This window comes from Cytophaga sp. FL35 (assembly GCF_014349235.1).
Classification (GTDB): domain Bacteria; phylum Bacteroidota; class Bacteroidia; order Flavobacteriales; family Flavobacteriaceae; genus Euzebyella.
In genome coordinates this window covers 29517-54514 of sequence record NZ_JACSOH010000029.1, presented here as the reverse complement: position 1 = coordinate 54514, position 24998 = coordinate 29517, and the positions used below count along the sequence as shown (strand labels likewise).

At 40.3% G+C, this 24998-nt stretch carries 21 protein-coding genes; 8 read left to right on the top strand and 13 right to left on the bottom strand.

The window, feature by feature from the left end:
- Nucleotides 1-246 precede the first annotated feature (246 nt).
- From BIZ36_RS17890 to BIZ36_RS17865, 6 genes are all read left to right on the top strand, one after another.
- The gene (locus BIZ36_RS17890) at nucleotides 247-2976 is read left to right on the top strand and encodes an NPCBM/NEW2 domain-containing protein (protein ID WP_286174946.1); all 2730 of its coding nucleotides are present in this window, start codon (nucleotides 247-249) and stop codon (nucleotides 2974-2976) included.
- Nucleotides 2977-3087: 111 nt separating this feature from the next.
- Nucleotides 3088-5946 (top strand): ligand-binding sensor domain-containing protein, encoded by a 2859-nt coding sequence (locus BIZ36_RS17885; RefSeq protein ID WP_187459265.1) that lies wholly within the window; start codon nucleotides 3088-3090, stop codon nucleotides 5944-5946.
- A gap of 266 nt (nucleotides 5947-6212) precedes the next feature.
- Nucleotides 6213-7421: a site-specific integrase gene (locus BIZ36_RS17880; RefSeq protein WP_187459264.1), complete on the top strand. Its 1209-nt coding sequence runs from the start codon at nucleotides 6213-6215 to the stop codon at nucleotides 7419-7421.
- Between the two features lie 86 nt (nucleotides 7422-7507).
- Complete coding sequence (locus BIZ36_RS17875) at nucleotides 7508-7777, top strand: helix-turn-helix domain-containing protein (RefSeq protein ID WP_187459263.1); 270 nt, start codon at nucleotides 7508-7510, stop codon at nucleotides 7775-7777.
- Nucleotides 7778-7779: 2 nt separating this feature from the next.
- Nucleotides 7780-8055: a hypothetical protein gene (locus tag BIZ36_RS17870; protein WP_187459262.1), complete on the top strand. Its 276-nt coding sequence runs from the start codon at nucleotides 7780-7782 to the stop codon at nucleotides 8053-8055.
- Nucleotides 8056-8562: 507 nt separating this feature from the next.
- Complete coding sequence (locus BIZ36_RS17865; protein WP_187459261.1) at nucleotides 8563-9051, top strand: lipocalin family protein; 489 nt, start codon at nucleotides 8563-8565, stop codon at nucleotides 9049-9051.
- Nucleotides 9052-9072: 21 nt separating this feature from the next.
- On the opposite strand, the gene BIZ36_RS17860 is transcribed toward BIZ36_RS17865, so the two are convergent.
- The 13 genes from BIZ36_RS17860 to BIZ36_RS17800 are packed head-to-tail and all read right to left on the bottom strand — an operon-like array spanning nucleotide 9073 to nucleotide 21505.
- Nucleotides 9073-12111 (bottom strand): TraQ conjugal transfer family protein, encoded by a 3039-nt coding sequence (locus BIZ36_RS17860; RefSeq protein WP_187459260.1) that lies wholly within the window; start codon nucleotides 12109-12111, stop codon nucleotides 9073-9075.
- Between the two features lie 11 nt (nucleotides 12112-12122).
- Nucleotides 12123-12662 carry a conjugal transfer protein TraO gene (locus BIZ36_RS17855; RefSeq protein ID WP_187459259.1) on the bottom strand — a complete coding sequence of 180 codons (540 nt, stop codon included), beginning with the start codon at nucleotides 12660-12662 and terminating at the stop codon, nucleotides 12123-12125.
- A 2-nt stretch (nucleotides 12663-12664) separates the two neighbouring features.
- A complete protein-coding gene (locus BIZ36_RS17850; RefSeq protein WP_187459258.1) occupies nucleotides 12665-13630 on the bottom strand; it encodes a DUF4138 domain-containing protein in 966 nt (321 codons plus the stop codon).
- Between the two features lie 4 nt (nucleotides 13631-13634).
- Complete coding sequence (gene traM / locus BIZ36_RS17845) at nucleotides 13635-14627, bottom strand: conjugative transposon protein TraM (RefSeq protein WP_187459257.1); 993 nt, start codon at nucleotides 14625-14627, stop codon at nucleotides 13635-13637.
- Nucleotides 14624-15259: a hypothetical protein gene (locus BIZ36_RS17840; protein WP_187459256.1), complete on the bottom strand. Its 636-nt coding sequence runs from the start codon at nucleotides 15257-15259 to the stop codon at nucleotides 14624-14626. Before BIZ36_RS17840 ends, traM begins: the two co-directional genes overlap by 4 nt.
- 31 nt (nucleotides 15260-15290) lie before the next feature.
- Complete coding sequence (locus BIZ36_RS17835; RefSeq protein WP_187459255.1) at nucleotides 15291-16202, bottom strand: TraJ family protein; 912 nt, start codon at nucleotides 16200-16202, stop codon at nucleotides 15291-15293.
- A 10-nt stretch (nucleotides 16203-16212) separates the two neighbouring features.
- Nucleotides 16213-16830: a hypothetical protein gene (locus BIZ36_RS17830; RefSeq protein ID WP_187459254.1), complete on the bottom strand. Its 618-nt coding sequence runs from the start codon at nucleotides 16828-16830 to the stop codon at nucleotides 16213-16215.
- Nucleotides 16827-19376: a TraG family conjugative transposon ATPase gene (locus tag BIZ36_RS17825; RefSeq protein ID WP_187459253.1), complete on the bottom strand. Its 2550-nt coding sequence runs from the start codon at nucleotides 19374-19376 to the stop codon at nucleotides 16827-16829. Before BIZ36_RS17825 ends, BIZ36_RS17830 begins: the two co-directional genes overlap by 4 nt.
- Nucleotides 19361-19684, bottom strand: coding sequence for a DUF4133 domain-containing protein (locus BIZ36_RS17820; protein WP_187459252.1), 324 nt, complete (start codon nucleotides 19682-19684; stop codon nucleotides 19361-19363). The genes BIZ36_RS17825 and BIZ36_RS17820 overlap by 16 nt, the downstream gene beginning before the upstream one ends.
- 12 nt (nucleotides 19685-19696) lie before the next feature.
- On the bottom strand, nucleotides 19697-20056 hold the full coding sequence (locus BIZ36_RS17815; RefSeq protein WP_187459251.1) for a TrbC/VirB2 family protein: 360 nt from the start codon (nucleotides 20054-20056) through the stop codon (nucleotides 19697-19699).
- Nucleotides 19989-20339 (bottom strand): hypothetical protein, encoded by a 351-nt coding sequence (locus tag BIZ36_RS17810; RefSeq protein ID WP_187459250.1) that lies wholly within the window; start codon nucleotides 20337-20339, stop codon nucleotides 19989-19991. Before BIZ36_RS17810 ends, BIZ36_RS17815 begins: the two co-directional genes overlap by 68 nt.
- Before the next feature lie 9 nt (nucleotides 20340-20348).
- Nucleotides 20349-20813, bottom strand: coding sequence for a hypothetical protein (locus tag BIZ36_RS17805; protein WP_187459249.1), 465 nt, complete (start codon nucleotides 20811-20813; stop codon nucleotides 20349-20351).
- An 11-nt stretch (nucleotides 20814-20824) separates the two neighbouring features.
- Nucleotides 20825-21505, bottom strand: coding sequence for a ParA family protein (locus BIZ36_RS17800; RefSeq protein WP_187459248.1), 681 nt, complete (start codon nucleotides 21503-21505; stop codon nucleotides 20825-20827).
- A gap of 806 nt (nucleotides 21506-22311) precedes the next feature.
- Here BIZ36_RS17800 and BIZ36_RS17795 point away from each other — a divergent pair.
- Together BIZ36_RS17795 and BIZ36_RS17790 are read left to right on the top strand one after the other, a co-directional pair.
- Nucleotides 22312-22698: a hypothetical protein gene (locus BIZ36_RS17795; RefSeq protein WP_187459247.1), complete on the top strand. Its 387-nt coding sequence runs from the start codon at nucleotides 22312-22314 to the stop codon at nucleotides 22696-22698.
- Entirely contained in the window at nucleotides 22695-24998 is a 2304-nt protein-coding gene (locus BIZ36_RS17790; RefSeq protein WP_187459246.1) for a relaxase/mobilization nuclease domain-containing protein, read from the top strand. The genes BIZ36_RS17795 and BIZ36_RS17790 overlap by 4 nt, the downstream gene beginning before the upstream one ends.

The window sequence follows — 24998 nt, the reverse complement described above, 5'->3', positions numbered from 1 at the left end:
GGCACATTATAGGCTAGATTATTACCTTTCAATATATGTATCATAGTGCTATAATAAGCGTCTCAAGGATCATTGAGACGATTTATTTGTGTGCCAGTTCTCCTTTTTTTTGCTTTTAGGTCGATAATTTAAAAGACTTGTTTTAAAATCGTACAATATTTTAATTTCTTCAAAAAAACTATGATTTACAACTTAATCCCAAAACTAGTTCAAGTAACATTGCTAGTATGTTCTTGCAATTATATTATGGGACAAAATATAGCTCAGCTAGAAGAATTGGAAATTTTTAAAGGAGAGCAGACATACAGTGCTCCCGCAATGAATGAATCTATTACGGGACAACCTTTGTCCGTTGGGGGCGTAAGATTTCAAAAGGGAATAGGGGTTCATTCAACTTCAAGAATCAAATTTAAAATCAACGACGGAAAGAGATTTACGGCTCAAATAGGAATCAATGATGGTGAAACTGACTTAAATACTCAGGATATAACGTCTATTCCATTAACGGATGGTAAACGCCTTTTTTATAAGGTAACCAAAAGCAGTAAACAATTTGTTGGGGTAGAAGGCAAAGATGGAAAAATCAATAGGGGGACCGCTATTTTTTCCATATTGAATAATGGAGAAGAAATTTACAATAGCGGTCTCGTGAGGTCCGGTGAGCGGACAAAACTGGTAGATGTTCCTTTAAAGAGAGGTATATTGGAACTACTAGTAAGTGATGCAGGCGATGGTGAAAGCGGAGACCAAGCCGTTTGGTTAAATCCTGAAATAGACTACTTCGAAATCCCGCCTATGGCTGTGGCATATGATTATGCGGGCCCGGCAATACAACAAGATGAAAAAGTAAGTAAGCATTTAAGGGACTTAATAACAAAACTGCCCACCATTGCAACACCATTAAAAAAACCAGAGTTCGATTGGCTGATTGATGATTCAAAAGCTAAGGCCCAAGTTTATAAAACTTCAGACGGTAAGGACATTGTTCTTTCCAACGGCTTGATTGCAAGGCGTTTTAGGATGTTCCCTAACTTGGCAACAGTTGATTACTTTAACCAAATGACTGGCGAGAGTATTTTAAGAAGTGTTTCTAACGAAGGCGTTCTAACCATAGATGGTAAGGAGTATCCAATAGGAGGTTTGAAAGGGCAACCAGAATTTGCCTATACGTTAATGGATTGGGTAGATGACCTCTCCGTTGACCCCAATGCTTTTTTGGTAACGGATTTTGAAGTGAAGGAGCTTAAGGACCGCTTAAAATGGAAGCAGGTTAGGTGGGCTTCCAACACGCAAATGCCCAAAGGAAAAGAACTGGTGTTTACCTTAAGAAAGGAACAGCTGTTTGTAAAAGTTCACTACGTACTGTATGATGGTATACCAACCCTTAGCAAATGGCTAGAGGTAATCAATAAAGGGGATTTAATGGTGCAGTTAAACCGTTTCAAATTGGAGCAATTGGCTATGGTAGAGGGCGAAAGCTTGGTGGATATTCCTAGTTATTTTGAAAAACCCAATATTCATATAGAGTCCGATTATGCTTTTGGGGCCATGCAGCAAAAGACTTCCGATAAAACCACGTATTGGGAGCCAGATCCAAGGTACACCTCGCAGACCAATTATCCGTTACAATTACCGGCCATACTGGAAGTACGGTCGCCCTTAGGTCCCGATCAGGGTATTGCGCCCCAAGAGACGTTTACAACCTTTAGGGTTTGGGAAACCCCTTTTGATTCTTTTGATAAGGAAAGAAAAGGCCTGTTCATGAGAAAGATGTACAGGAGCATCTCTCCATGGACTACTGAGAACCCCATATTCTTACACCTTACCTCTACAGACCCTGAAGTGATAAAGACAGCTGTGGACCAATGTGCGGAGGTAGGTTACGAAATGATTATTTTAAGTTTTGGAAGTGGCCTTAATATGGAGGACGAATCACCTCAGAATTATGAAAAATTCAAAAAAATAGTGGATTATGCAAATTCCAAGGGAATTGAATTAGGGGGTTATTCTCTTTTGTCTAGCAGATGGATTAGTGAAGATGTAGACGTAATTAACCCCAAGACAGGAAAACGGGGGGGGATGATATTTGGGTCATCTCCCTGTTTGAGCTCCAATTGGGGCTATGAGTATTTCAGAAAAGTAAAAAAATTCTTTGAACAAACTGGTATGATGGTCTTTGAAAACGATGGATCTTACCCTGGTAATGTTTGTGCTTCTACAACGCATGCGCATCACAACGGCTTAGAAGATTCTCAGTGGAACCAATACCAACAAATCCAGGGGCTTTATCAATGGATGAGGGCTAAAGGCATCTATATGAACGTGCCGGATTTTTACATTAATTCTGGAACCAATAAAACGGGAATAGGGTATAGGGAGGTGAATTGGTCCTTACCTAGGGCCAGGCAGTTGATTTTAGGTAGGCAGAATATTTATGATGGACTTTGGAAAACCATTCCCAGTATGTCTTGGACCTTTGTACCCTTGACCGAATACCATGGTGGAGGTGCAGAAGCGACATTGGAGCCATTGAACGAGCACTTGGTGGACTATAAAAGTCATATGATACAGAATTATGGGGCAGGCGTTCAAGCCTGTTACAGAGGTCCCAGATTATATGATACGGAAGAGACCAAGACAGTAGTAATCGAAGTAATCGACTGGTACAAAAAATATCGGGATATTCTAAACAGTGACATCATACATTTAAGAAGACCATCCGGCAAGGATTGGGACGGTTTTATACACGTGAACTCAAAACTAAAGGAAAAAGGCTTGGCCTTGTTCTTTAATCCGTTGAACACCAAAATTGAACGGGAAATAGAGTTACCGCTTTATTATACCGGATTAAATCAAACGGCCAAAATCCGTATAGGAGATGGAAAGCCAAGCGAATATAAAATTAACAGGGATTACACTGTAAAAATAAGCTTGGAGATACCTGCTAATTCATATACTTGGTTGGTTGTGGAATAGGTTTGTTTTAATAGGATCGGGTTATTGGTGAAATACATACTAAGGGTTTTGAATGTTACATCCTAAATGGTTCTTTAGGAAAGTGTAAATTGCCTCAAATTGTTTTTTTGCATGCGGAGGTATAGTACACTTGTTCTTCTTTTTTCATTGACAACGTTATTTAAGGTGTTTGGGCAAGAATACCCATTTAAACACCTGACCACCGTAGATGGGCTTTCCCATAATGAGGTTAGAAAAATAGTGAAGGACAGTCGTGGTTTTTTATGGTTTGGCACCCAAAATGGCCTCAACCGCTTTGATGGTTATCGTTTTAAACAATTTAAGCATATACCAAATGACAGTACAACGATTGTCGATAACCGGATTTTTTCCATGGCAGCCACCAAAGGAAAACTTTGGGTGGGCACCGTAAGCGGTCTCTCTGTTCTGGATGTACAAAGTTTAGCTGTTGTGCAAACTGATCGGTTAGCAAAAGAACTGGAGGGAAAGAATATTCTACAATTATTTTCGGATGGTGAAAAGACCGTCTGGGCATCTACGGAAACACATAACTACATCATAGATACCAAAAGTCTAACGCTACAAGAAATACTTCCCGGGTATCGGGTGGTGTCCTTGGCCTTAGGTCTAAATAAACAATTATGGATAGCAACGGATAAGGGTATATTAAAATTTGATTCTTCCACACAAAAAGTAATTAGTAATTACGGTTTACCTGATTTTAATGCTTATGCTTTGGATGAACTTTATACCAATGAATATGGTGAAGTCTGGGTTACAAAAGGAAGTAAGATTTATAGGTACCAATCTGAACGCGAACGTTTTTTGGAAGTGTTTGAAGGGAAACCTATGAATGCCATTGCAGAAAATGGATCAGGTGAACTTTTTTTTGGCAGTTACAGCGGTGGATTGGTCAACTATTCACGAAAGACAGGCGTTTTGACAACGTTTGTTGCTGATCCATATAAAAACACTTCTATTAGCAGCAATGATGTTTATGATGTGTTCATAGACGAGGAAGATGTAATTTGGGTTGGCACCCAAGAAGGTCTCGATTATTTTGATCCTAGTAGGAATAGGTTTCAACGGATTGTTCAAGACCCCAACAATGAGCAAAGTCTAGGCAGTAATTTTATTCAGGCAATATATCAAGATGAAAAGGGTGTTTTTTGGTTGGGAACTAGAGATGATGGAATAAATACCATGCGCTTGGATAACGCCAATGAAACCCCAAAGATAAATCGTTTAAAGTTTACCGATTCCGTTTTTAAACCCTTAAACAATGCTTACATTACCTTTATACATAAAGACAGAAAGGGGAGGGTTTGGATTGGCACCATGGCGCAGGGAACGTTTTTATGGAATACCAAGACCGGTCAAAAATATCGTTTTACGCCTAAAATTAAGGATAGTACCAGTATAGCTTCCGCCTCCGTTAGAACGGTATTGGAAGATTCTAAAGGACAAATTTGGCTGGGAACGGCAAAAGGTATATCACGCTTTGTGGAGAAAGATTCCATCACTCCCAGTTTCGAGAACTTTGGGGAGAATACTACTGCTAATGGATGGGATGTGTATACACTATTGGAAGATGAGCAACATAGAATATGGATTGGAAGCAATCGCGGTGGTCTTGGCTTGCTTTCCCAAGAGAATGGAAAAGTAGCAATTGAAAGATTTGTTCATGACCCCTCTAACCCAAATTCTTTGAGTAATGATGAGGTATTTGTCCTCTTTCAGGATGCACGGGGTCATCTATGGGTGGGTACCTCTGGTGGTGGGTTGAACTTGGTGGTGGAGCATGCTGAAAATAGAATTTCCTTTAAGCATTTTACGGATAAAAACGCGCTCTTGGACAATGAGGTCAATGCAATTTTGGAAGATGATTACGGTAAGTTATGGGTGGCTACAAATACCGGTTTTTCAGTTATCGATTCACTGATGCAAAGAAGTAGTAACTATACTACCTATGATGGTGTACTAAAAGGGAAATTTCGGAAAAACGCCCAATGGAAAACCAAAGATGGTCGATTGTTCTTTGGTGGTACCGCGGGAATCAATCATTTTGACCCTAAAGATTTTATATTGGACACTACTGTAGTTACACCACTTATTTCTGAATTATGGATCGATGGTAAAGAGGTACGCATTGGTGGGCAAACAGATAACGATTTGGTGCTGTCCGAACCACTGGATTTTGGTACTACTGTAGAATTACCTAACGGTAAGAATCGATTTGAATTAAAATTAGCAACTACTTCATATACCTCGCCTAATAGAAATTTGTTTCGTTACAGATTAGAGGGCGTGGATACGGATTGGAAATATACTTCAGGAGAGCAGCCAGAAGCGCGGTATGCCGATTTAGAGGTTGGTAGTTATCATTTTAAGCTAGAAGTAGGGAATTCTCCCGGAAAATGGCACAAAAATTCCGTACCCTTTATCATTAATGTTCAGAAAGGGAACGGAAACTCCATCACATCGCTCTGGTATCTATTTGCTGGACTGAGCTTATTATTGGTGACATGTGTAATTTATTTTATTAGACCATTTAAATCAAAGAAAGTGGAACTAGTTGAGAAACCGGTTTTGCCAACCACTATAGTTACCCTGAGTAATGAGGAAAATGAGAAAATACAAGAATTAAAGGATTTAATGGATAAAAATAAATTGTATTTAAGTCACGACCTTAGTCTAGGTAATTTATCAGAACATCTGCAAATTTCTGCTAATCAGTTATCCTATTTGTTAAATGAACATATTGGTAAAAACTTTTATGATTTTATCAACCATTACCGAGTGGAGGAGGTAAAGCAAAGACTTAGAGATTCAAGTTATAAAGGTCAAACCTTATCTTCTATTGGACTGGATTGTGGATTTAATAGTAAATCTACTTTCAATAGGATATTTAAAAACGCCACAGGTTTAACACCAAGTGAATATCAAAAGGAAAATACAGTTCAATGCTAGAATAGGATAGATTGCAATAAAAAACCCAAGAATACATCTTGGGTTTTTTGTAGCGAGAGAGGGACTTGAACCCTCGGCCTCCGGGTTATGAATTCTGGGTCATTTGTATCGATATGGTCTTATATGGCTTGATAATAAGTTGTTTATGAATAAATTACGAACAAAGGTGTGTTCGTAAAAACCGTAAAAATCCATGAAAAAACACTAAATGTTGTACCTATGTTGTACCTAAATTTCATATCTTTATCAAGTAAAGAGTAGGGGCTATGGCAACAATACGGGCAGTTTTAAGAAAGAAGGCGAACACGTCAGGGTTATATCCCCTAGCAATTCGTGTAACTAAAGATAGAAAATCCACTTTTCTGTATACCGGTCAATACATCGATGAAAAGTTTTGGGACGCAAAATACAGTAGGATTAAGAAATCTCACCCAAATTCAAATCGATTGAACAATCTACTGACAAAAAAATTGTCGGAGGCTAATGATAAGCTGGTAGCAAGTGAAAACGAAAATGGTGATGATTCAGTCAAAAAGATAAAGAAAAAAATTATTGGAAAGTCCAAAATGGATTTTTTTCAAGCTAGCGAGCTTTTTCTATCCAATCTCTTAAAAAGAAAAAAATTCAATCAAAAGTACAATCAGGAAAAGAGGTTGGATATTTTTAAATCATTTTTGGGACGAAAGGAACTTTCTTTTTCCGATTTGGATTTCACTTTGTTAAAGCGGTTCGAAACTTACTTGTTATATGAAAGGAAAGTTGCACCAAGAACCGCAATAAACTATCTAATGCTTGTTCGTACCATTTATAATTTAGCGAGAAAAGAATATCATGTTGATGATAGCAATTATCCATTTGGCAAAGGTAAAATTCAAATAAAATTCCCGGAATCTGAAAAAATAGGGTTGAACAAGGCGGAGGTACAGCTATTGGAAACAGTATCCGGCATTACCCCAGCACAGCAACATGCTGTTAATACATGGCTTATAAGTTTTTATTTCGCAGGCGTACGTGTCGCAGATGTTATCAAGTTGAAATGGCGCGATTTTAAAAATGGTCGTCTTTATTATAGAATGGGCAAGAATCAAAAATTGCAATCGCTTGTTATTCCAGATAAAGCAAAAAAGATTCTAGATGAGTATGCTGCCTCTAGGAAAAACAATGATGATTTTATTTTTCCATATCTTGATGAGAGTGACTTCAAAAATGAAAAGAAGCTCGCCATTCGGATCAAAACAATTACTCGCAATCTCAATCGACGTTTAGAACTTGTTGCTGAAAAACTGGGAATTGATAAGAAATTGTCCATGCATATTGCACGCCATAGCTTTGGAAATATTTCTGGTGATAAGATTCCGCTTCATATGCTTCAAAAGTTGTATCGACATTCATCCATTACCACTACGGTGAATTACCAGTCGAATTTTATGCATAAAGAAACTGACGATGCATTGGAAAAAGTCGTTAACTTTTAAAAACATCCATTATTCTTACATTTTGTCGAAAGGTTTCAATATAATCCAAATATTCAGATACCTTATACCCTTAATAATTGTATTTTATGCAAGTTGTCTGCCTACAAGAAGAAGCCTTTTATGCTCTATTTGAAAAAGTAGTTGAGCATTTGGAGCAAAAAAGAAAAGACAAGCCAGAAAAATGGATTGACGGCGAAGAGGCAATGTTCCATCTTAAAATAAAGTCAACCACAACTTTGCAAAAACTTAGGGATGAAGGAAAAATTAGATTCTCTCAACCCCAAAGGAAAATCATATTATATGATCGAGACTCTATCAATGAATACATTGAAGAAAACGTACGCGAAACTTTTTAAACATGGGAGAAAATTTAAAAGTAGATAGGGATTATTTAGAGTCATTCAACCTCGGCTATGAATTGGCTAAGGAACTGAAAATCACCCAGCCCATGTTCAAAAGTGCTAATCAAAAAAAAATTGGAAAAGATGCAATGTTAGCAGGTATGCTCCAATATTTTGATGAAGCTAAAGCCAAAAAAAAGAGTCTTGATGAAGCCAAGAGGTATCCCAATAATATCAATAAATCTGATTCTAGTAACAAGTACACAGGTAAGAATTCTGATTTGAAACTTTAGAGAGTTTTTGGCTTTGCTGGATCTAGGTCACAGGTCTAGTTAAAGGTCGATTTAGCTTCCGGTTACTTATGACTTTACTCTCCTTCCATTTCCTACTTTCCTCCGGTTTTTGGAGCGTTAGCAAATGCACTTAACAAAGCGACTTGACGTAGATTTACCAAATAACCATTTATTTTGGATAAACCGCCATTGGTGGGATAAATGAAATAAATTATTAATTAATGATTGGCCAAGAGCTTACCAATGTACATTATTTATAGATTACCAAGCCCCTGCGGAAGTTGAAAAGCCGTTACCTACAAGACTTCCCGCGCGGGCACGCAAAGCTGGTCCGCATCCGGTCGTCTCTACCGCTACAGCTTTTCAACATCCTCAAAACCGCACATAAAAGCAAGTCGGGCAAAATGGCCCTCCTTGCATTTATCTTGCCAACGGACAATTATTGAATCAATTTTTTGTTTTTAGAATAGAGGTTGATAACTTTAATCCTTTTAGAGATTGCTAAACATGACAAAATCGTATCTATTCATATTTTATCTCTCCTTTGCGATTTTGCTTTCCTGCAATAAGGATGACGATTCGGTTTCAATTTCGGATAGGGGAAAGGCCTTGTTAGGACAATGGGAATATACAGCTATAATGACCGATAGGGCAGTGGATTTCAATGGCGACAACACCTCCAATATTGATTTGTTCAATACCCAGGAGTTGCCCCAATGTGCTAAAGACAATATTACGACTTTCACGGAGGATGGTCCATCTGGTAAACCTGAATTTAACGTTACCGAAAATAATTTGGCCTGCGATGATAATAGTCCATTTTCAATTGTTGAAGAGGATTTTTGGACACTTACAGAAAACAATTCCACAATCAATTTCGAAAATAGGGGTCTTTTCAGAATAATCGAATTGACCAAAAATAGGTTAAAGGTAGAATCCGACGACAGTTTCGATGGTCAGGAGTATATAATGACTATTACATATTCAAAAAAATAACTCTCTATTTTTTAGGTGCTGTTATACTCTTTGAACAGTACTCTTTTCAACATCGCTCCATTCCCCATTGCTATCTTGAACCCGCACTTCATATCTTTGATCGAGATACCTTAGCTTACCTTCACTTGGCTCTTCTTCCAATAAAAATATGCGATCGACCCCTGTGCCCTGTGCATCGTTATAGTTGAAAAGTTTGGTATCCCATCGTCTGTCAAACCGGTTGTAAATTCGTATTTCAACCTGCTGCAACGTGGCACCGTTGTATGCTTCGCTGCAGTTTGTGTCAAAACAGGTAAATATCCTTACTTGATAATCGCAACCGTTCAGACCACCACAACTTATATTTCTTTTTTCGCCTTTCGCAGCAACTTTCGGTAGTTTGAACATGGTAATCGATTCGCTAGCTGTTTGAGAAATGCCCGTTGAATTTTCTACCCTAAAATCAATGGTAAAGTTTTCATCTGTCTCTGGATAGAACTGCATAGGAGTAGAACCGTAATCAAGAGGAATGTTTTCCCCTTCGCGATATGTTCTGCCTTTATAAATGATATAACCGGCACTTGCACCCGTGAACGTAAAGGTCATTTCATAAGTTGTATCGGTATCATGGCCAGATGTTGCATTGGTAACCACAGTCATTGAAAAGGGCTGGTCTTCATATTTATCCTCCGAGGATTGGCTTACATTGAAGTCGAAGAATTCTTCGTATTTATCGTACTGAATGTTGACATCCGCGGTTTTTTCCACATCCGAAGCGGAACGGACGGTAAATTCAATATTGTGGTTTGATTCTGAAATACCGGTATACTTTCCTTGAAAAGAACCAATCGGGACAGAAAAACTTTCCCCAGCGGCATAATCGGTACCCAGATATTCGAATCTCCCGTTACTGTTTCCCGATGAGAAATACATGACATAAGTGTCCCCGCCGATACTCAACTCCGAAATGTTAAAGTTGATATCAACAGCTTCGTTCGTAAATGCCTCTGATTGCGTTGCGTTGGCAGTAAAGTTGTAGTTTTTTGGAGATACGGCAATGGATATACTCGCTGTCTTTTCAAGCCCTGTATTGTTTTGGACATAAAAAGTCAAGCGAATGTTACTTTCATCAGTACCCTTCAAACTCCAATTGAAATTTCCTTTAGGAACATCATAAATATTACCGGCGCTTACTTCAACGCCATTTTCATTCTTGATAAAGGCATTTCCGCTTAGACTAAATCGCATCGTATAATCAGAAGAACCTACACTTTCTGAAATATTGAAGTTCAAGGAGGAAGTCTCACCGACCGAGATATCGGACTTTTGGGTGCCGCCCGTAAATAGGAAATCAATCTGGTTATAAGTAATAGCGGTGTTGGCCGTATGGGTGACATTGGCCCCTGACTCCACGCTCAATACAATATCATGCTGTCCTGCTTCGCTACCTGTATAGACCACATTGTTATTGTTGGGGGTCAGAAAAAATTTTTCCCCTGGACCATATTCGGTTCCGTTAATCCTCAGCGAGCTGTTTTTACCCGATGAATAAAACGCCTCATAAGTATCATTGGTACCTTCCGGTATCTCGTCAATATCGATGATTACATTTACGGGAATATTTGCGAATTCCGATGTCTTCGAAGGGGTTATGCTGACCGTAAAATCATTCTGTTTCGTCTCCAGATCGATGATTACAGGCCCAACCTCTTGTCCATAATTATCAGTTGCAATGAATGAAACCTGATGTGAGCCTAAACTTTCAGGAAAATAGAACAACGAGAAGTTGCCCAATTCTACCGGATATTCCGTTGTGTTTTGAAGATTGTTTCCATTGATGCCTGTCAACCTCCCGTTACCCTCTAAAATTTCATAGGAAATGTTATAATCGATGTTTTCCGTATTCCCGTGGGATTTGATGTTGAAGTTGAACTGGGTTCGCTCATTGATAAATTCCGAGTTACTTTCGGAGTTACCTGAAAACGTGAAGGGTATGTTCGCTACTTCGATTTCAACACTGTCCCTCTTCGTCTGTCCATTGGAATCACGGATATCGAAATAAATTTTGCGATTGCCGAGTTCTGTACTGGTAAAGGTGTAGTTATAGGAGCTGGGAACGATTTTTCTGTACTGACCCGCTTCCATGACCCCGCCATTATGGTCCCTGACCGTTCCGCCACCTTCGCTGGCGGGAGAAAAAGAATGCGTGATTTCGTATTCCACATCGGATTCTTCATCCTGGGTAGTGAGGTCTACCGCAATTGCCAAGTTGGTATCGAGTTCCACTTGAGTCGATGCGGCGGTAGTGTTGATCGTAAAGCCAAGATTCAAAACAACAAGGAGCAATTCTTCGGTCAAGGTTGCACCATCGGGAGCTGTGGCCGATACTATAAGTTTGTGCCCACCCAACGTTTCGGGCAGATATTCCATTTCGGAAATTCCTTTTGACAAACGGAAAGGCTTACCGGCATCGAAAACTTGTTCTCCCAAATACAGTTTACCGCTTCCGTTTTCGATTTGATAGGTGATTTCAAAATCTTTTTTACCATTGGGGTCTTCCGTATCCTTGTCCCGGAGCAAAGTAACATTTACGGGATTTTTGGAGTTGACGATAAATTCGTTGAACCCTTTGTTCAGCAAAAAACTAAAGCTGGCGTACTTGGCATCGTAAAGCAACTCAAGCTCCTTTTTTCTGGAATTCGAATCCCACGCCGTGAACCTGACCTTTTGGGAACCGGTATCGACGGCCACATAATTATACGCCCAGTTTCGGTCGGTTATCTTTAACGTATCCCGTTCGTTCAATGTATCGCCTTCCATGGAAAGGAAGTAACCTTTCCCATTTTCAAAAGTGAAATTCATAAAATAATCAACCGTCGTAATTTCCTTTTCCGGTATAAGGGAGAAGTTGGTTCGCACTTTTTCAAATAGGAAACTCTCTTCGGGATGCTCTTCCGAGAAACTGAAATCGAAATCGTCCATAATGACTTCCTCAAAATCCTTACTACAGGCTAGGATTATTACCGAAAAAAGGGAGAGAATACCTAGTATCTTCTTAGTGGATGAGTGTGATTTTTTCATTTTCGGTTGGTTTAAAAAAGAAAATAGCGTAGCCCTATCCCAGCATAGGGATAAAAGTTCCCTACATCACTATTGGCATGATAATACTCGTTGGCCTTAACCAAAAGGGAAAAATCGTTGCTAAGGGTCAGTTCCCCTTCAAGACCTACATATACACCGTAGATGAACTTGCTATTCGCGTCAATAATAGCACCGGTTTCCAAAAGACTGTTGCCATTGTTGATGACTTCGTATCCTATTATGGCTCCGCCACCAAGGTTCAAAGCATAGCTTTTATAGGTTCTTTGTTCCAGTACTTTGAAAAAATAGCCGGGCTGTACGGTGAATATGTTATAGGGTATGGTAAACGAACCTTTATCTTCGGCCACTGCCGCAAAAACACTGAGCTGGGCATAGCGACTGCGGTTCAAGTGGTAATTATAGGTGGCCATAATGCCAAAACCATCCTCGGCATAGCCACTACTGATTCCAATGGATGAGGCATAATTGCCTTCCTGTCCGTAAATAATTGGACTGACCATTAAAAGTAGTATGGGAATTAGCTTTTTCATTTTCAAAAGTGTATAGGATTGTTGATGATTTCATGCCCGACTTTTAGGGAAAGATTTCTGTTTCCTGATTCCTCGTCCAGTTCTACGACAACCTCTTTCTTCTCATCTAAGGCAAATTTTTTAAAGACAATCACGAAGTGATTTTCGCTCTTTCCTGCCACCGTTTTGGGCTGTTTATAAGTAAAAACAGGGATAAGCTCCATTCGCTGGTTGCTGCTACTATTCCTATAACTCGTGGCTATGTGGTGCTTAATGAAGTTAATATCCAAATCCAGACCTTCCTTATTCTCGATACGAAATTGAAAATAGAGTTCATCTTCATTAAAATAGACCCCTTTAAGCCAAAGGAATACATTGTCCAATCTTGCAAAATAGCGACTGATCTTGGCCTTATCGAACTGCATGTAATAGCATCGAAGCCGGTAATATTCCATCGGATCTTTTTCATAAAGTTCCTTGGTCGCCCTATCAATAGAATTGTTCGTAGGTTCCTTAGATGTTGTAGTCAATGGTTCGGGCACTACTTCTTTAGGCTTATTTTGAGTTACACTGACCTCGGAAGAGCTATCCATAGATTGTGCACTTCTTTTTACCCCGTCAATGTTGGTAATGGCCATTTCGGGCTTGATGTACCAAGTGAATTGTTTTGGCCGTGTGGTCAGTTTCAAAATGAAATCATAGACCAGTCCCGATTCCGTTATTACGGTATGGTTCGTAAAGTTTTTTTCTTCGGGGGCCAGCTCATCGTAGTATAGTTTTAAAATTCTTCCATGGAATTTGCTCCCTTCGGCCTTGGGCAAATCAGCTATGAATCCGAAGTCGTTTCCGATAATGCTTTCTGAAATGTTTTCAGGAAATATTAAAATGGTCTTGTAATTTCTGGCAACCTCCAGAGTATCGCTACATTTCTGTGCAACACATGCGGAAACGAAAAAAAATGTGGATATGAAAAGAAGTTTTCTTGCCATTCGTTCAGGTTTTGGGTACCAAATAAACACGGTCGCCGTTGACTAGTAGAATCTTGTCTTGTTGCCTGTATTTTTTCTTCTGGAAAAAATTGCCGAAAGAGCGTATAAGATTTCTGGCCATAGGAGTTTCCGAGAGTTCACCGACGGTTTCCGATAATTCATTGATGCCCTGGCCTTGAACATCGGCAGTAAACTCACTGATGAGTTCGCCTGCGCGTTCGTTGTGTAATCCTATCATGCCATCCTCTTGGTCAACGGCCGTTAATGGTATTTTTATATTATCAATGTTGGTTACTTCCAACAACACCCGTGCGCCCTGTAGGTTGGATTTTGCATATACGAAGGTATTCTTGGGCAATAATTTGCCGTTGTAGTCTACATCTTCCCTCAAGATGAGCGTGACCCGATTGCCGGGCAGGATAAATTGGTCACGATAGATAGCCGCGTCAATGGAAATTGAACTAACAATAGGTTTGTTTGAGGATTCCACATAGGGTGCGGAATAATCTTGACTTCTTGAAAGCCTTTCATCACGGGCTTCCAATATCATCTTTCGATATTCCAGTTTTTCTAGAAGTTCAGTTTTTGAGGTAATCGATTCTTTTTCCGACGGAGGTATAATTTCAGTCGAACTTGTCGATGAACTATCATCGAACGAAAATGCGTTCAACTCTTCCAGAACCAGTTCCAAAGAATCATTCTTTCGTCTGGCATCAACAATATTTTCTAAGGTTCCAGTAGAACGAGACCGCTCCAAGGAATCCTGCTTTGACTTTTTGTAAAGCTCATTGGGATCCTGTACTTCAAGTTCGTTTTCCTGTCCGGGTAGGTGGCTATTGTAACCATCATCCTTGGCTAATGGCTTGGTTTCCTGTCCGAACGAACCCAGACTGTTAACCAAGAAATATATCGTCAGGAGAACTACGACGGGAGCCGATAGCGCAAATAATTTGTGCTGTCTAATCCATGTATTAAAAGTTTCGCGGTCAAGTTTCATTGCAAATCATTGTTTTCCAAAACGTGGAATCGAATAATCTTTAGCCCGTTCAGGTTATTCGGTGTCGATTTGGTCTCCAAAAGAAAACCACTGGTCACTAGATTTCGATATTCCGTCCTTTCATTCTTGCGTATTTTTTGTTTTCCCATAAACCGAAAGGCAAATGGATAAGCGGAGTAATCAATCCATACCGAATCTTGCTCCACTTCAATGGAGTAGTCGCTCTTTGCGACATCCTCATAATAATTTTGGTCCAGCAGGCGATTGTAAAGCCGCTTGCCGGAATGGTCTACCATATAGAGTGCCTTGCCCTCTATGTTCCGTTTTATAAATCGTAGATCGGGTTCTAACGAAAAGAACAGTTCGTGGAAATTTTTTATATGCCCTTCGCACAAAATATCGAGCGCTCGTTGGGGATTGTCGATGCGCACGGCGGCTAATTTCTGTCCGTTATCAAGCAAATAAAAACGGTTTTTTGCACTTTCGTTCGTCTTATACCCAAAGTAAATATTGAACAAAGTGCAACCCAGCGTAAGAGCTAAAGATAAATAAAGTACCTTGTTGCTATTGGTACGGACCTTGTTTAAATCGTTGAAAATGTGATAAGTATCGTTCATCTGTTTTTGTGCCATCGTTTAAAATCCATATTCATCGGTAAGGCGTTCACTGTATCAATGTTCTTACTCCCTTTGTAGCCCCTCCCGTCTTCACATCGACCGCAGTTTGGGCCGCCTTTTTGGTATAGTGTTTTGTCTGATCCTTTAAATGCCCCGCACTTACGTTCATGCCCTGAACAATGAAATTGGACAATACTGGTGCCTTGAGGTACATAAAAACGTTCATGAAAATCAAAAGTCCGCTTGTGAGAACCAGCCCTAAATCGGCTTGTTCCCCCTGAAGTATCGAGCTAATGAGTTTGTCCAAAATGTTCAACATGAAATTGTCAATGAGGTAGAGCATAGGAATCCAGAGGCAAACGCTCATAAACTTTTGTAGCCATGCCTTCCACATACCACCGAATATGGGAATGAATGAAAGTCCAATGTTCAATGGGCCGAAAATGATAAGAACGAACAGATAGATGACCGACATAGCCTTAATACCTATGAATACCACAGCTGATATGACCGATGCAATCATAACCACCACGGAGGTAATAGAACTTAGAACGAACGCCTGAAAAGCTTCGGGGTCGGCACTCAGTAATACCCACGACCACGCATAGTCGGAAGAGGATTTGACTTGGGTCACCAAGACCTTCATTTGCAACACGTCCCAAGAGACATCATTGGCTTTGAACGAGTTGCCGATTCCTTGATAGAATTCAAGGATGGTCATTGTGACTACCTTGTAATTGAGCAATAAAGCGGCCAAGGGAACCCATTTTAGGTATTCCAAAAAAACCGCCCTTGTTCGGGAGTTTACGAAAACCTTTAACGCAAGCAGGGCGATACCGATATAGGCGAACTGCTGGCCGATATCAACAATCGCATCGGTCGCCTCGAACGCATCGGCGATGTACTGGTCGAACATTTCATTGACCGTTTCGCGTATTCCCTTTTCCGTGATCTGCATTTTACTTTTCTTATTCTTTGTTCATGTTTATCAAGGATAACTTGGCCTCCCGAAAAGCATTGATCTGTGAGAGTTTGTTATTGTAGGCAATCAAACCGTCTAGAAGCTGTTCAAGTTTTGAGTTGATGCCGCTAACTTTCTTAAGACGTTCTTCAGGAAGGATGATGGATTTGGTTTTGATAATCCCATTGCATTGTTTGAACAGGTTTTTGGCCTCCACAATCGCATTGGCTGTGTAACCCGCAAACTCCTGAATTTCGTCTTGCTCTAGATGTTTCCATTTTTGAATGCTATTTTTAGAGCTTCTATAAGCTTCAAGGATTTTTTCCTTTAAATCTATTGTCATGTTTACATCCGTCGATTTCATAACATAATCGGGCGAGGTCTTTTTGGCATCGAGTTCTTCCTTTAAGATTTTTCTCGATTTGGAGGTCTCGTTGTTGTTCTTTTCCATCAGATTGATCAGCCGTGCCAAATTCTTGTTCACGGCTTTTAACTGTATGTTGATGTTCATCAGTTGGCTATTCACCATACCAACGCTGGCATTGGTGGCGGCATCGGTTACCGGAATCTGGCCCATCATTGCCATCGGCAATAGTACAGATAGGTGCAATAGTGCTCTTTTCATGTTTTCAAGTTTTTAAGGGAAACTTCAAAGGCGTATGCCTTTGCGGTCAGCTCCCAATTTTTACGGTTCTTTTTGTGCAAATCGATGATTTTCGCACTTTCGGAAGGATTGGTTTCGTAGATACATTTCTCTTCCAGCGAAGTTTCCACTCCGTACACCTTTACCTTGTCCATCCAACAAAAGGCGACCTCCCTTAGTTTTTTGTCTTTTGGTAGGTCTTTGTTGATGGATAGGATGAGTTGTTTCTGTTTTTCGCCCAACCCCATGATGGCCTGAATGTTATCGAAGGATTGCGCAAAATCCCTCATGTCCAAAAACACTTTAATGTGCGAATTGACTACGATTGCATTTTTGATAATTTCCGAGGAAATGAAATCGCTTACTTTTTGGGATATAAAAATGGGTTGACCGCCAAATTTTCTTGCCATTCTGGATTGACCATTGAAATACGGTTCCAGTTCTGGGGTAATCAAAGCTTTCCAAGCCTCATCGACCGCTATGATTTTGTTGATGGATAGCTTTGATGGGTCGTGCATCTTCTTATTGAAGATGTCCATAATCATCAAAGCAGTTATCGGAAAAAGTAGGTCGTTATCAATCAGTTTTCCCAATTTGAAGTATACCACCTTTTCTTCGCTAAGCCCTGTAATCCTATCGTCCTTTTTGTTCAGCAAATCCCCCCTTGGACCACAGGAACGGTATTTTTCCAGTAGGAAGAGAAAAACATGGGGGTCGAACTTTTCCTTTGGGATTTTCTTGGCCTTTGTCAAAGCCACGACTTGCTGCTTGCAGTATCCAAAAAAGGTATCAAACTTAAAGTCTTGGTCGTCGTTTTCCCACATGGTTTCATAGTAGCGTGAAACCAAAAGTTCGAGAACGGAATTTGTGACCTCTAGACCATTGCCCTTGTTTTTATTCCCTGTAATAAGTTTTAATAGAGATACTAGATGTAACAGCTTACCTTCAGTCAAAGCCTTTTCTTTGCCGGAAGATTCAATGAAATCGTACTTGTCCAATAAGAAAGGATTGAAGGTAAAGGGCTTTATATCATCGTGCTGCAAAATGACCCCGCCGAATGCCTCGGTCAGTTTATCGTAGGAGTTCCCGTCCTCCATGATGACTGCATCACCACCCTGCCGTAGCTCGGAGGCGATGTAGTGGTTTACATAGTAAGACTTGCCACCACCCGAACCGGAGGCGACCAGCATACCACGGTTGAAAATCCAATCTTTTTCTTCGGGTTCTCGATAAATGCTTACGGATAGTGGCTGTCCTGAAATGCGGTCTACCAACCGCAATCCATCGGGCGATTTCACGGAATCTTTATAACTGCCCTCAAAGTAGAGTAGGGCGGAGGCCATATCGCTGGGCACGGGCAAATACATATCGGATGAAATGCCAATGCCGTTTCCAGGCACCCCCGCAAAAAACAAGTTCTTCCGGTCTATAGTATTTTGTTTCGCATTTATTTTCAATTTCTTGAAAGCCGATGCAATGGTGTTTTCCATTTGTCTTTGACGGTCTTTCCCTTCTTCAAATCCGAAAACGTTCAGATGATAAAAGACTGTTTCCCTGTGGCTTTCAAGAACGTCTTTGGTGTATTCATAAATTTGATTGGCATAAATGGTATTACTATCATCTTTCTTGCCCGAGCTGAAACGCTGAAAGCTTTTAGCCTTTTTTCGGAGGCTGGTAAGAACCTTTTCTTGGTTTGGTATATAGATGTATTGGTTTATGATATGTTCATGGGACACTTTAAAACCCAACGAGAAGAGGTTGCCAATGGGGAAGCGATTGTGCCGGGTGGTGAACTTACCGTATAGTTCGTAGGTGCCGATATGGTCTTTGGTAAACTGATCCAAATTTTCAAGCGTGAAAAATTGACCCTGTTTGTTTCCGATGTTGATGGAGTTTCCATCAAAACTAACATCCCTCAAATTTGAATTTTTTTCGGAAAGCCCGAAATATTTGGCATAGAGCCCGTTTACGGAAAACAGCTCTTCGTAACCTAAGATTCTGGATTTAACAAGTCCGGTCGCATTGATCAAGTTGTTGACGTTCGCAACCTGATTCTCGAAATCGGCCAACACGTCTGTATCGATAAATTCGTTGGGAACGGTTTGGTTTAGGTAGAAATCCCTGTTCTTTCCTAAGAAACTATTCGCCCGTTTGGAGCTGTACTTGATATAGTTTTTGGGTACGATACTTATATATAAGTAGTGGCTTCCAATCAGATAAGGGCGGCCTTCAAAATGATGTTCATTGGCCCGTTCCAAAAAATCTCCATGCAGACGCTCCCTGATGGGGCGATAATTTTCCTGAAGGAAAAAATCCTGTCTATGAACCAATCGGTCAGGTCCCAAGACTGCAATAATGTTGAAAAACAGTTCCTGAAGGATTCCGTATTCCGAGGCATCCAAAGTGAATACTTCGGGAAGCTCCAATTGTAGGGGAATCGTAACGCATCCCTTTTCCTTGGCAATCAGGGATTGCCTTTCATACCCGTATATGGGGAAAGCATCCCAAAGTGCTAATTGTTTTTCCATAGCAACAGGCTTTTGAAGGGATTGGAAACTTTGATGGCATTGGGCCGTTGGGAATCCGCCAGTTTTTTGACAAAACCATTGGCCCCATAGGTACGGGAATAGAACAGCAGGACAAGGAAGACGACTGCGATATCGATGGCCATCAAGAGCAAGGCATAGACCATCGGAATGAAAGTGGAAAGTACCAGCCCTAATAGTATGGCCGTTAGTGCCAAATACAGACAATATATGATGTACTTTGCCTTCAGCCCTTTATATAGGACATCTTTTTGCAGTCCCTTTTTGATAGGGATATAATGATTCTCCATACGACGGGAAATTTAGATGTTGGCAATTTCCTCGCCGATGGCGATCAGGGCAAAAAAGATGGCGATACCAATGACGGCCTTTCCCAACTTATTGGCAAGGTCAGTCTGCTGATCGCGTATGTACAGATAGGCAAGCCCTGTTATCGCAATGGCGACACCGGCGATAATCTTGATAATGTCAACGATCTCCCGGGAAAGGGTCTTGGAGTCGTTCTTGAAATCCTGTGCTTCCTGTAAGAGTTGTTCAAATTGCCCATGGGAGCAAAGTGGAATGCAAATCAGGATTAAAATGAGAAGAAAGGGTTCATTTTTCGGAATCCGGCGGGTCTTTTTCCGCCATATCCTTGTTGCGGATAATTTTGAGCTTTTCATGCTTTTTGCGAGTTAAGGAATTTGAATCATCATCCAATGAACCCTCTTTAAAGGCTTCCAGAAGTTTTGAAGTGTCTTCCACCTCGTCTATCTGGTCGAGTACAGCCCCTAAATCGGTCTGTTCATTATTTGATTTATCTACAAATTTATTATTAATATGCAAATAAGCAAGTTTTTCTGAATCTTTTTTCTTTGAAGTTCTTTTTTTGTTGAGCAATACCCGGGCAACATATCCGTAATAGATAAAGGCCAAACCAATCAATATGTACCAATAATTACTCATTCTTGTTTTCTATTCCTGTTCGATAAGGTTCAGTAACTTCCTGAACTTTTGATGTATAAAATCTTCCAAGACCTTTCGCATCAGGTCATTTCGGTGTGTCTTAATATCCAATTTGTAGGATGCGCCGCGCGCCAATTTCTCATATTTGGCCATGCAATCCCTGCTAAGGGAGAGTACGAACGATTCCTTTTTGTCCCTATAGTTTTCGGCTTTTAGGAACTGTTCGAACTTTTGGACCGCGTATCCATTCCCTTGCGGTGCGTTTTCAAACTTTTTTGACTTGAAATCACTACTGGTCGCCTTTTCGTCCTTTTTGCTAACGCATTTTGGCTTAAAATGTTGTTTGTCTTCATGGGCGGCTTTGCCCGAAGAGCGTTCATTTTTCAATCCTTCCAGAACATCAACAGTTGCCTTGTTTTTCTCGGTCATCTTTTGGATAAGGCCAAGCGTGTCAATTTTTTTCTGTCTCTTCATGGTAGTGGCGATTATTGCGTTAATTGTGTAATTTCTTGAAAGAAATGTTTGATGTCCTTCTCACCCATTTCCTTATTGTCTGGAATGGGGTAGAGGGTGTTTCGGTAGCGTTCCTTGTAAATGGTCTTGTCCTTGACCACACTGTCCATCATTGGAATATTCGCTTCTAGAAATTGTTGGCGTAGCATGGCAAACTTGTTCTTTTTGACCAACTTGTATTTATTGAAAAATAAATGGATGCTTTTCAGTACCCGCTCCTCTTTATCCAAAAAGTTGTTTTTTAAGGTAAAATAGAAGTGGGAAGTGCTATCGATTTCCAGTTCATCATGGTCGAAGGGTATGAAGACATGCTCCACATATAAAAGACCTTTGACCATTTCGACGTTCAAGCTACCGGGAAGATCAAGAATGATGTAGTCCACAATGCCATAGTGCTTCATTATGGCATCTTGTAGGTTAGTAACGGTTACCGGTTCTATGGGATAAAGTTCCATGGACTGCCTTTCTTCTTCGTCCAGCGATTCCAATTCCCGCTGTCTTTTGTTGTAAATGGAGTATTGGGGATTGTCGGCATCCAGCAATACCACATTCTTGTTCTTGCCATAAAAAAGGTTGGAGGCAAGGATAATGTTCAGGGTCGTCTTTCCGATACCCCCTTTTTCGCCGACTACACTAATGATTTTTGTTTCCATAATTCGTTAATTGTTTCGTTCATTGCTTAAATAAATAATGCATTGATGAAGGCCGTAATCAATGAATTACATACCTAAATAAGTATATAATTAATGATGAATATAGAAATATAAAATACTAATATGCAAGTATTTAGAAATTATTTTTCGGTATAAAACCATATAAAACCACATGGAATCAAATCGGTACAGGAACCAAATTGATATGGTTTAATGAAAGTTATTTTTTCTCAGGATCGAATAAGATGACTAACCAAATCTCAATTACCGAAACCCATTTTAATGAGCCGATTTCGGATTATTAAGATGGGGAGTTTTTCCTATTCGATACAACATGAATTGTTCTTCTGATAAGGAAGTTGCGAAATTGTGGTTTTTATGTAATTCCAAGGTTCCTGTGGAAGCCAAGGAAGCCTATCGGCCCCTTGACCCCCTCGGAACCACGCAAAAGCCCATGGAACAAAAAGGTTCCATACCCTTTTTCGGCCCGCACACGATTATTTGTATCCCATGTTAGAAATATGCGGTTTTGGGATTGCAGAATGTTGAAACAGCCAAAATTTTATCCAGCAGATTTATAAAACTTCGCTCCTGAATAAAATTCAGAATGTGTTTTCATCTTTAAACAATGCAACATCAATGTATCTTATCCAATAATCATTACGCTTATCGATTTACCGCTAAACTACCGGAAATAATAGCTTATATTAAAATTCGAAGAATTTTGCAAGTTATGCTTTAAGTAACTTAAAACTACTACTTCTTGCGAAGTGAAAATGTTTGAAAAGCTATAAAAGCGTTACCGAATGGAACGAAAAACCGGTAGAAAACCTTTGGGCAAGAACAAGAGGAAGCATGATATCATGTTGCGCTTCAATGATAAGGAACTGGGTATGGTCAAGAAGATATTGGCCTCCTATGACCTGGATTTTGGAAAACGTGGTGTTACGGGACCGTTTTTGAGAAGACTAATCCTAAACAAAGAGGTGGCCGACGAAAGAAAACTACCCGATCTATCTGCCAACCTGGTCTATCAGATTAACAAGATAGGCGTTAATATCAACCAATTGACCACGGTGGCACGCTCCAAAAATTTAAGGACTCCATCTGCCAAATTGGAAGCCGAAATCAAGAAAGCGAACAATCTGTTGATGCAGATTATGGAACTATTGAACGAAAAGCTCGAAAAATGATCACCAAGATATTGTTTCGGGAAACGGTGCATGGGGTATTGAACTATGTTTTCGACAAAGAAGGGAGCGTCATTTTGGGCTATCCCAATACCTGTTCCGAATTCAATTTATCGCCAAAATTTTTTACGAACCTTTTGCATTTTCAAGGACAGCGACATGCTACCGAGAACAGGTATGTACATATAACCATCAACTTGCCCCATGGGGAGCATTTAAACGATTCAACTTTTTACGAACTGGGCAAGGACTATATGGAGCAAATGGGTTTTGGAAACCAACCCTACTGTATCGTTCGCCATGACGATACCAAACACGAACACATTCATATCGTTTCGACTCTGGTCACCGAATCCGCATCCCTTATCAGTATGTACAATAGCTACCGAAGGACCATGGCCACGCAGACCTATCTTGAAAAACTTTATGGCCTATCCCCGTCACCGCCGTCACGACGAAAACAGCACCGGGACCTTCCAGTATATCGATTTCCGGAATTGCAGTTCAGGCCCGATGATGCCCATGGAACGAAATTCTATATGCAGGATGTACTGAACGGACTGCTCCAAAAACACAAGGTGCGCAGTTTCGCCGAGATAAAGCGTTTGGCAAATCCCTACCATATTGTAGTAAATACGATGGTACATGAAAGCGGAAGGGTGGGGGTGGCCTATGGAATCGACAACCAAAAAAAATACAAGACCCAATTCATTAACGGTTCAACCGTGCATCCAAAATTGAGCGGACCTAAGCTAGCGGAGATTTTCGAAAAGAATTCGAAAACGAAGTTATTGACGATGCACCGAAAACGGTTGGAAAAGCAGTTGAGTATCACGTTTAAACTGTTCAAGACCATACGGCAGGAAGACCTACCGGATGTCCTGAAATCATATCAAAACATTGATTGCGAGCTGTTGCATGATAAGAACAGGTCAGTAAAGGAATTGGTCATTTATGACAAATCAGGTTATGTCTTTACCTGCTTCGAAGTCAGTTCCAAAATGGACTTTATCCATCATCCCAGATTGCAGAGCTCTATGGCGGGCACTACTTCTTTGGACCAAAACGGAAAGCAATTTTTGCTCGAAATCCGAAAATTGATAAAAAATGCTTTTTATGAATCCTATTTGAATTCGAATAAAAGCAAAAGGCTTTTATCGGAATTTGTGATGACAAAAAACCTGAAAGACTTGCTTTCCTATATCGCAAGCTCCGAGCGCTATTCTTTCCTCAACCATTATATAGGAAAGGATGGCGACAAAAATCTATTGAACGTACTAAAAATCGAATTTCAGGACACACGAAGGGAACTTCACGGAATCGAATCAAGGAAAGAGGCCAAGACCTTGGAAGACAGGGTCTTTTTATTCAAAAAAGTGTTGGAGACGGATGTATTCAACGCCCCCGAAAATAAAAGTCTCCAATTTTATCTGTTACAGGGTCTAGGGCTCAAATATGCTGATGGTAAAGTTTCTTTTGGCAATTCCAATGTCGGGTCACTTCCTTTTGCAATAGGGGATTACCATATTCCAAAGGAGAGCAAAACCTATATATCCACCGGCAGTATCAATCAGAACGTAAAAGTACTCGATATGCTTACGGGAGCTGAAAAAGGTAGGGGAACGGATTTAAGCGCGACTTCGTTCTTTCTTCCCTTAATGCTACCCGAACTTTTTGGTTCTATGAACCCCGGATTCCAAAAACAGTTCGAAACCCATAGTTTAAAGGCATATCTCAAAATGGCCGAACAGTTCAACTTACCTCTCGAAAAATCGCCCATCGACTACATAAGGCTGTTTAATGCCAGAGGATTTTATTTTGAGAAAAAAGAGGGGAAAGTTTACCTACACTCATGCTATTCAAAAAGTGAAACCAGTATTCCGCTTTCTGCCAAAACGCAGGCATATCTAAAATCCAGCACGAATCTGGACGCTATACTGGCCGCGCAAATGGAATCCATTATCAAAATAAGCGAAAACGGTCAAGTGGATCTGAAAAATTTATGGGTTTCCTATCTCATCGAAAGGGGTATCTACGACAGGGCGGCTTACGTTATGGTTCATGAGGGTGTTCGACCTAATTTACATCAGAATACGTTAGAATATCACATGGAGAAAGGATTACGGAATAGCATACGGGAGGTGTCAAATAAGAAAATCAATTTGCAACAAGCCGCTATTTTACGCAAAAGTGTTTATGCCTTTAGTTCGCTATTGGGAGGAAAATATAGGGACGAAGAGGTGTTCAATGGGTTTAAGGACGAGCTTACGGATTATTCCATGCGAAGGAGTGTTTTTATCTAG

What these genes read in the sequence shown, in the direction of transcription:
- BIZ36_RS17840 (WP_187459256.1), bottom strand. Translation starts at nt 15,259, where the DNA reads ATGGCACAAAAACAGATGAACGATACTTATCACATTTTCAACGATTTA.
- BIZ36_RS17835 (WP_187459255.1), bottom strand. Translation starts at nt 16,202, where the DNA reads ATGCAGATCACGGAAAAGGGAATACGCGAAACGGTCAATGAAATGTTC.
- BIZ36_RS17800 (WP_187459248.1), bottom strand. Translation starts at nt 21,505, where the DNA reads ATGGAAACAAAAATCATTAGTGTAGTCGGCGAAAAAGGGGGTATCGGA.
- BIZ36_RS17865 (WP_187459261.1), top strand. Translation starts at nt 8,563, where the DNA reads ATGACAAAATCGTATCTATTCATATTTTATCTCTCCTTTGCGATTTTG.
- BIZ36_RS17820 (WP_187459252.1), bottom strand. Translation starts at nt 19,684, where the DNA reads ATGGAGAATCATTATATCCCTATCAAAAAGGGACTGCAAAAAGATGTC.
- BIZ36_RS17815 (WP_187459251.1), bottom strand. Translation starts at nt 20,056, where the DNA reads ATGAAAAGCTCAAAATTATCCGCAACAAGGATATGGCGGAAAAAGACC.
- BIZ36_RS17850 (WP_187459258.1), bottom strand. Translation starts at nt 13,630, where the DNA reads ATGGCAAGAAAACTTCTTTTCATATCCACATTTTTTTTCGTTTCCGCA.
- BIZ36_RS17870 (WP_187459262.1), top strand. Translation starts at nt 7,780, where the DNA reads ATGGGAGAAAATTTAAAAGTAGATAGGGATTATTTAGAGTCATTCAAC.
- BIZ36_RS17890 (WP_286174946.1), top strand. Translation starts at nt 247, where the DNA reads ATGGGACAAAATATAGCTCAGCTAGAAGAATTGGAAATTTTTAAAGGA.
- traM (WP_187459257.1), bottom strand. Translation starts at nt 14,627, where the DNA reads ATGAAACTTGACCGCGAAACTTTTAATACATGGATTAGACAGCACAAA.
- BIZ36_RS17875 (WP_187459263.1), top strand. Translation starts at nt 7,508, where the DNA reads ATGCAAGTTGTCTGCCTACAAGAAGAAGCCTTTTATGCTCTATTTGAA.
- BIZ36_RS17790 (WP_187459246.1), top strand. Translation starts at nt 22,695, where the DNA reads ATGATCACCAAGATATTGTTTCGGGAAACGGTGCATGGGGTATTGAAC.
- BIZ36_RS17830 (WP_187459254.1), bottom strand. Translation starts at nt 16,830, where the DNA reads ATGAAAAGAGCACTATTGCACCTATCTGTACTATTGCCGATGGCAATG.
- BIZ36_RS17860 (WP_187459260.1), bottom strand. Translation starts at nt 12,111, where the DNA reads ATGAAAAAATCACACTCATCCACTAAGAAGATACTAGGTATTCTCTCC.
- BIZ36_RS17825 (WP_187459253.1), bottom strand. Translation starts at nt 19,376, where the DNA reads ATGGAAAAACAATTAGCACTTTGGGATGCTTTCCCCATATACGGGTAT.
- BIZ36_RS17880 (WP_187459264.1), top strand. Translation starts at nt 6,213, where the DNA reads ATGGCAACAATACGGGCAGTTTTAAGAAAGAAGGCGAACACGTCAGGG.
- BIZ36_RS17805 (WP_187459249.1), bottom strand. Translation starts at nt 20,813, where the DNA reads ATGAAGAGACAGAAAAAAATTGACACGCTTGGCCTTATCCAAAAGATG.
- BIZ36_RS17855 (WP_187459259.1), bottom strand. Translation starts at nt 12,662, where the DNA reads ATGAAAAAGCTAATTCCCATACTACTTTTAATGGTCAGTCCAATTATT.
- BIZ36_RS17795 (WP_187459247.1), top strand. Translation starts at nt 22,312, where the DNA reads ATGGAACGAAAAACCGGTAGAAAACCTTTGGGCAAGAACAAGAGGAAG.
- BIZ36_RS17885 (WP_187459265.1), top strand. Translation starts at nt 3,088, where the DNA reads ATGCGGAGGTATAGTACACTTGTTCTTCTTTTTTCATTGACAACGTTA.
- BIZ36_RS17810 (WP_187459250.1), bottom strand. Translation starts at nt 20,339, where the DNA reads ATGAGTAATTATTGGTACATATTGATTGGTTTGGCCTTTATCTATTAC.